Genomic DNA, 6,774 nt, shown 5'->3' with positions numbered 1-6,774 from the left:
ACCACCAGACAGCCGCGCACCAAACCGGCAAGAATGCGGTTACGCTGCGGGAAATGCGCCGCCAACGGCCCGGCACCCAGCGCAAACTCGGACAGGATGAGTCCTTCTTCTGCCAGCTGGTGTGCCAAAGCCCGGTTGGAGGCCGGATACACCCGGTCTATGCCGGTACCTATCACGGCAATACTGGACGCTGCCGTTAACAGCCCGCCCTGATGGGCGGCCGCGTCAATACCGGAGGCCAAACCGCTGACGATGGTGTAACCGTTCTCGCCCAGACGCCGGGAAAAAATCTGTGCCGTCTGTTTGCCCTGCGCCGTTGCCTTGCGGCTGCCGACCACCGCCAGCATGTCCTGCGCCAACAGCTCGCGGCGGCCACGGGCAAACAGCAGCGGTGGCGGCGAATCCGACTCGGCCAACCGGGTCGGATAATCGGCGTCATTCAGGGTCAGCAAGCTGCAACCATCCGCCTCGGCCCATGCCAGCGCGGCATCGGCCGCCCGCTTGCCCTCACCCTGCTGCCAGCTGGCTAACTGGACGGCATCCAGACACGCGGCAAGTGCATGCGGCCCTGCGTTCGCGGCGGCAGTGGCACTGCCAAACCGGGCCAGCAAACGCAAAAATGCGACCGGGCCTATGCCTGGTGTCAATGCAAGCGATGCCCAAGCCGCCAGCTCTTCATTCATTCAGGCTGACCCAGCGTATCGCCGACATTGACCGGCTGCCTGCTGTCCAGCAACAGCCCGTAAGACACCTTGTCAAACACGCGATAAACGAACAGGCGCGAAACCTCCGGCGAAGGCAGGGTCACGTCCTTACCGTCAACCTTCACCGTGCGCGGCTGCTTGTAAACACCAAATACATAACCCAGCTCGGCGCCCTCGCGTGCACCGCGGTTAATGACGACGCTGGAGTACTGCGCGGCATCGGCGACCCCGCCATAAATAGAGATGACCTTGCCCCCCATCCCGCTAGGTGCCGGACGTGGCTGGTAGTTGAGTACGGGTACGGTCTGGTATTTCACCAGTCGGTCGCCTATGGCGATTTCTTCGACACTGCTCTTGACCTGCAAAGTGCTCACCGTCGTGCCAAGATCGGTCACTGCCAGATCGCCGCCATAAATCACCTCGAACCCCAGATTTTCCTTGCTGTCAGGGTCCGTCAACTCCTTGCCGGCACGAAATGCCTGCCATACGCCGGCACTATCCAGCGGCTGCGAATAGGCGGTATTGCCCTGTGCCAGCACCACACGCTCGTCAGCACCGGCAATAATGCGTGGTGCGGCGGCAAATCCGGACTGTTCTATCACCAGCGGACGCTTGAGCAAGGCCGCGATACGCGAGGCGGGAATGGAGCTGATCGCGTCGGAGTCTTCGATGCGGATATGGGGAGACAGTTTCACTACCCGCGAGCCCTTCTCCAGACGCAGCTTGCCCGTCGCACGATCCAGCACCAGCACATCCCCCGGATAAATCCAGTGCGGGTTGCGAATTTCGCTACGGTTCATTTGCCACAGTTGCGGCCATTTCCACGGGCTGGACAAATAACGCCCGGAAATATCCCACAGCGTGTCGCCGCGTTTAACCACATAACGCGCGGGAGCATCGTCGCGCAGCTTGAGCGTATCGGCCTGCACCAAGCCGGCAAGGCTCAAAGAGAGGAGTAGCGGTATAATGCGTTGAAACATGGATAATGCCCCCATATGAACAGCAACTGCGCGTATCAGCCGGCGCGGTATGTAATTTTTTTGCAAACGGGATAATACCCTGATTATCGTTCTCGCAATAAGCATCAGACAATCTGGAATTAGCTAGCATGGCACTTCTCAATATTTTGCAGTATCCGGACGAGCGTTTGCATACTGTCGCTTTGCCGGTCACATCCGTGGATGACACGATCAAAACACTGATCAGCGACATGGCTGAAACCATGTACTCCAGCCGCGGGATCGGTCTGGCCGCTACTCAGGTCGATGTGCATCAGCGCATCGTGGTCATCGACACCAGCGAAGACAAAAGCGGGCTGACTGCCTTTATCAACCCGGAAATCATCGAGTATCACGGTGAAACGGTGTATGAAGAAGGCTGCCTGTCTGTACCCGGCATCTACGACAAGGTTACCCGTGCCGAACGGGTGAAGATACGCGCGCTGAACCGCGACGGCGAGCCGTTCGAGCTGGAGGCCGACGGCCTGCTGGCGATCTGCATCCAGCACGAAATTGATCATCTTGACGGCAAGGTCTTTGTCGAATACCTGTCGCTTTTAAAGCAGACCCGCATCCTGACCAAGCTGAAAAAGCGCGACAAGCACAATATGTAAGCGAGCCAGCTGGCTTAGCCTACGGGACACGCCATGCCGTGTCCCTTATCATTTTTAGAGGACTAGAGCATTATGAAGCTTATTTTTGCCGGTACCCCCGCCTTTGCCGCCGCCGCGCTGGAAGCACTGATCAATGCCGGCCATGAAATTGCGCTGGTACTGACCCAGCCCGACCGGCCGGCCGGGCGCGGCATGAAGCTCAAGCCCAGTCCGGTCAAGCAAATGGCGCAGTCACACGGCCTGCGCATCGAGCAGCCCCCCAGCTTGAGAAACGAAACTGCACAAGCCATGCTGCGTGAAATCGGCGCCGAAGTCATGGTGGTGGCCGCCTACGGCCTGATTTTGCCCCAAGCCGTACTTGATATACCCGCACGCGGCTGCCTGAACATCCACGCCTCGCTACTGCCGCGCTGGCGCGGTGCGGCGCCGATACAGCGGGCGCTGCTGGCTGACGACAGCGCAACCGGCATCACCATCATGCAGATGGATGCCGGTCTGGATACCGGAGCCATGCTGTCTGTGCATCCGCTACCCATTGCGGCCGATGAAACCGCCGCCAGCCTGCACGACAAGCTGGCGGCACTGGGTGCCGACGCCATCGTCACCACCCTTGCGCAGCTGGCTACCCTTAGCCCCGTGGTCCAGCCAGAAGCCGGCGTCACCTACGCCAGCAAGCTGACCAAGGAAGAGGCACGCATCAACTGGCAACAAAGTGCGGTCGAGATCGCCCGCGCCATCCGCGCCTACAATCCGGCACCGGGGGCACATACCCTTTTGGCCGGCGAGCCACTCAAGCTGTGGATGGCACATGCCATTGCCGGCAGCGGTACACCGGGTGTCGTCATGGAAGCCGGTGCCGATGGCGTCATCGTCGGCAGTCGCGATGGACTGGTGGTTCTGAGCACTCTGCAAGCCGCTGGCGGCAAGCGCTTGCCGGCACGCGAGTTTGTCGCAGGGCGCACGCTGACCGGCGTACAACTGGGTATCTAGGGAGCCGGCCATGAGTGAAAACGGCTTGAAAACGGCGGTGCTGATGGCGGGCATTCTGGCCTTGTTCGGCGCCATAGGCGCACTGCTGGGCGGCAAGAGCGGCATGTTGCTGGCGCTCATGTTTGGCGGTGCCATGAATGTCTATGCGTGGTGGAATTCGGACCAGATGATGTTGCGCATGTACAACGCGCAGGAAGTCGATGCCGGCAGTGCACCCGATTTCTACCATATGGTGGCCGAACTTGCGCAACGGGCCAATATGCCGATGCCGCGCGTGTATGTCATCCATGAAGACCAGCCCAATGCCTTTGCTACCGGTCGCGATCCCGAGCATGCGGCAGTCGCCGCGACCACCGGCATCATGCGCATTCTCGACTATCGTGAATTGCGCGGCGTGATGGCGCACGAGCTGGCGCATGTCAGGCACCGGGACACGCTGATTTCGACCGTGTCGGCCAGTATGGCGGGGGCTATTTCGGCACTGGCCAACTTTGCGCTGTTTTTTGGCGGGCGCAATAGCGAAGGCCGCGCAGTCAACCCGCTGGCCGGCATCCTGCTGGCCTTATTGGCCCCTCTGGCAGCCAGCCTGATCCAGATGGCCATTTCACGCGCGCGCGAGTTTGATGCCGATCAGGGCGGCGCCGAGATTTCCGGCGACCCGCTGGCCTTGGCTGCGGCACTGGAAAAAATAGAATACTACGCGCGCGGCATCCCCATGCCGGCGGCCGAGGCACACCCGGAAACCGCGCAAATGATGATCATCAACCCGCTCTCCGGCATGGGCATGGACAATCTGTTCCGCACCCATCCGCTGACCGAAGAGCGGATCGCACGCTTGCACGCCATGACGCGCGGCGCCTGACACCGCTTAGCGAAACCGATAAGCGGCCACAGACCGACTGTGGCCGCTTCATTTAAAGAGAACACCATGCATCGCACGCAGGAACTGGCCGCTCAAGTGGTCGAACAGGTCGATAAGGGCCGTACGCTAACCGAGGCTCTCACCCGACTGCTACGCAACGACAGCGAACTGTCATCCTCGACCCGCGGCGCCGTCCAGGACATCAGCTATGGAATACTGCGCCACAAGGGCGAGCTGAATTACTGGCTGCGCACGCTGGTCCCCAAGCCACTCCCGCATGAGGCGCTGGAGCGCCTCTTGCTGGTCGCCATCTACCAGCTAGCCTATACCCGCGCCGCACCTTATGCAGTTGTCGATCATGCGGTCAAACATGCCGGCCATATCGCCGGCGGGCGCCTCAAGGGCCTGGTCAACGGTGTACTGCGCAACTTCCAGCGCCGCGAAGAAGAACTGCGCGCGAGCAGCCTCTCCAACGAAGAAGCCCGCTATAACCATCCGGCGTGGTGGATACGCACCTTGCGCCGCGCCTATCCACAAGACTGGCAGGCCATCATGCTGTCCAGCAATACCCACCCGCCGATGACGCTACGCATCAATGCGCGTGTCTGCGATGCCAGCCAGTATCTGCAAAAACTGGAACAGGCAGGGATGGCCGGCACCATCCTGGGGAGCCATGCTGTCCGGCTGGAAAAACCGCTCCCCGTGCGCGAGTTGCCGGGTTTTGCCGAGGGTGAATTTTCGGTGCAGGACTTTGGTGCACAGCAAGCCGCACCTATGCTGGCACTGACCGACGGCATGCGGGTACTGGATGCCTGTGCTGCGCCCGGCGGCAAGACCTGCCATATGCTGGAGCTGGCCGAGGTGGAGGTCACCGCACTGGATGTAGACGAAACCCGCCTGCTGCGCGTACGCGACAACCTCGCCCGCCTCAAGCTCTCGGCTAACGTACTGGCTGGCGATGCCGGCCAGCCGGCCGCCTGGTGGGATGGCCGGCTCTTCGACCGCATTCTGGCCGATGTCCCTTGCACCGCATCCGGCGTGGTGCGCCGCCATCCCGACATCAAGTGGTTGCGACGCCCCGGCGACTTTGCCGAACTGGCACGACAGCAAGAACAACTGGTCGATGCGCTCTGGCCGCTGCTCGCCAGAGGCGGGAAAATGCTATACGCTACATGCTCGATTATGCCGGAAGAAAATGGTCAGCAATTGACGGCCTTTCTCTCACGCCACGCCGACGCCCGCCTGGTGAACGCAGAACAGTTACTTCCTTGCCCGGACCATGACGGCTTCTATTACGCACTGCTTGAAAAGATTTAGCCTGAGCTTGCTGCTGGCCTGCAGTCTGGCTCAGTTCGTGCTGGCCGATGATATTCAGTCCACCAAAGCAGAAGCAGAAGTCAGCGATGGCAAACTGCAACTGGCAACCCGCTTTACCACCGAGTTGTCTCCGGACTTGCGGGATGCCTTGCAACAAGGGATCCCGCTGACCTTCAAGCTGGAGTTCGACCTGACCCGGCCGCGCGCTTATGCCTACTACGCCAATCTGCGCGACTGGTTCGAGCCGACCGCCTCGCTGGACTTCAGGCTGAGCTATTACCGTTTTACCAACCGTTACCGCGTCAGCATCGGTTCGCTGTCTACCCACTACGCCAATCTGGATGAAGCGCTGCGCGCAGTGGGGAACATCAGCAGCTGGACCGTGCTGGATGTCTCCGGCTGGGATAGCAGTGACACGCGTCGCGTCGCAGGGCGCGTGCGCCTGACGCTGGATATCGGCGCCCTGCCCCGCCCATTCCAGCTAAACGCTCTGGGCTCGCGCGACTGGACACTGGCATCGGACTGGATAGACGTGAACGTCAATAGAAAATAAGCCGCATGCGCTATCCCGTCATTGCCACCACGCTGGTCGCGATCATCCTGCTGTATCTGCTGGCTATCGCAACCGGCAACACCTCCCCCCTATCCAACTATTACTGGCTGGTTTTTACACTGAACAGCCTGCTGCTGCTGGGTCTGATCGGCGTAGTCACACGCCAGGTAATACGTTTGCGCCGGCGGGTCAAAACCCGTGTCTTCGGTGCCAAACTGATGCAGAAAATGGTCGTGATGTTCACCATCGCGGCACTGGTGCCCGGCATGCTGGTCTTCACCGTCTCGGCCCAGTTCCTGACCCGCAGCATCGAAAGCTGGTTCAATGTCAGGGTCGAAAATGCACTGGACCGCGGCCTGGATCTTGGCCGCAATGCGCTGGGTTATGTGCTGTCCGATCTGTCGCGCAAGGCCCGCATCATCAGCAATGAAATCGCCGAACTGCCCGCGGATACCCTGTCTTTACGCCTGTCGCGCTTGCGCGAACAAATGGATGTACAGGAAGTGACGGTTCTGGGCCGCAATGGCCAGATAATCAGCTTTGCCGGGCCGGACAGCGCCAGCTATTTACCCGAACTGCCAGGCACGGCACAGATGCGCGCGCTCAAGCTGCGCCAGCCGCTGCAGAGCATAGAAACCAGCCGCGACGGTACGCTGATGCTCAAGGTACTGCTCAGCTACCGCAGCTATAGCGACGGCGAGACCCGGGTGTTGCAAATGCTGCAGCCGGCGCCGGC

General features: G+C 60.7%; 7 protein-coding genes and 1 pseudogene. 6 read left to right on the top strand and 2 right to left on the bottom strand.

The window, feature by feature from the left end:
• Nucleotides 1–683: DNA-processing protein DprA (locus ACRC1E_RS08020; protein WP_438514578.1), on the bottom strand; the 683-nt coding region annotated here is incomplete at its 3' end.
• Nucleotides 680–1,684 carry a LysM peptidoglycan-binding domain-containing protein gene (locus tag ACRC1E_RS08015; RefSeq protein ID WP_438514577.1) on the bottom strand — a complete coding sequence of 335 codons (1,005 nt, stop codon included), beginning with the start codon at nt 1,682–1,684 and terminating at the stop codon, nt 680–682. The genes ACRC1E_RS08020 and ACRC1E_RS08015, both read right to left, overlap by 4 nt.
• Before the next feature lie 128 nt (nt 1,685–1,812).
• On the opposite strand from ACRC1E_RS08015, the gene def reads away from it, so the two are divergent.
• From def to ACRC1E_RS07985, 6 genes and pseudogenes are all read left to right on the top strand, one after another.
• The gene (def, locus tag ACRC1E_RS08010) at nt 1,813–2,316 is read left to right on the top strand and encodes a peptide deformylase (protein WP_438514576.1); all 504 of its coding nucleotides are present in this window, start codon (nt 1,813–1,815) and stop codon (nt 2,314–2,316) included.
• 72 nt (nt 2,317–2,388) lie between these two features.
• Nucleotides 2,389–3,306, top strand: coding sequence for a methionyl-tRNA formyltransferase (fmt, locus tag ACRC1E_RS08005; protein WP_438514575.1), 918 nt, complete (start codon nt 2,389–2,391; stop codon nt 3,304–3,306).
• A gap of 10 nt (nt 3,307–3,316) precedes the next feature.
• A complete protein-coding gene (gene htpX, locus ACRC1E_RS08000; RefSeq protein WP_438514574.1) occupies nt 3,317–4,168 on the top strand; it encodes a zinc metalloprotease HtpX in 852 nt (283 codons plus the stop codon).
• Between the two features lie 66 nt (nt 4,169–4,234).
• On the top strand, nt 4,235–5,485 hold the full coding sequence (gene rsmB, locus ACRC1E_RS07995; protein ID WP_438514573.1) for a 16S rRNA (cytosine(967)-C(5))-methyltransferase RsmB: 1,251 nt from the start codon (nt 4,235–4,237) through the stop codon (nt 5,483–5,485).
• Nucleotides 5,472–6,038: a DUF4390 domain-containing protein gene (locus ACRC1E_RS07990; protein ID WP_438514572.1), complete on the top strand. Its 567-nt coding sequence runs from the start codon at nt 5,472–5,474 to the stop codon at nt 6,036–6,038. Before rsmB ends, ACRC1E_RS07990 begins: the two co-directional genes overlap by 14 nt.
• A gap of 5 nt (nt 6,039–6,043) precedes the next feature.
• Nucleotides 6,044–6,774, top strand: a pseudogene (locus tag ACRC1E_RS07985) (two-component sensor histidine kinase); the annotation flags it as partial.

It is taken from the genome of Craterilacuibacter sp. (assembly GCF_051659485.1).
Lineage (GTDB): Bacteria > Pseudomonadota > Gammaproteobacteria > Burkholderiales > Chromobacteriaceae > Craterilacuibacter.
This window is presented reverse-complemented; position numbering and strand designations above follow the sequence as displayed.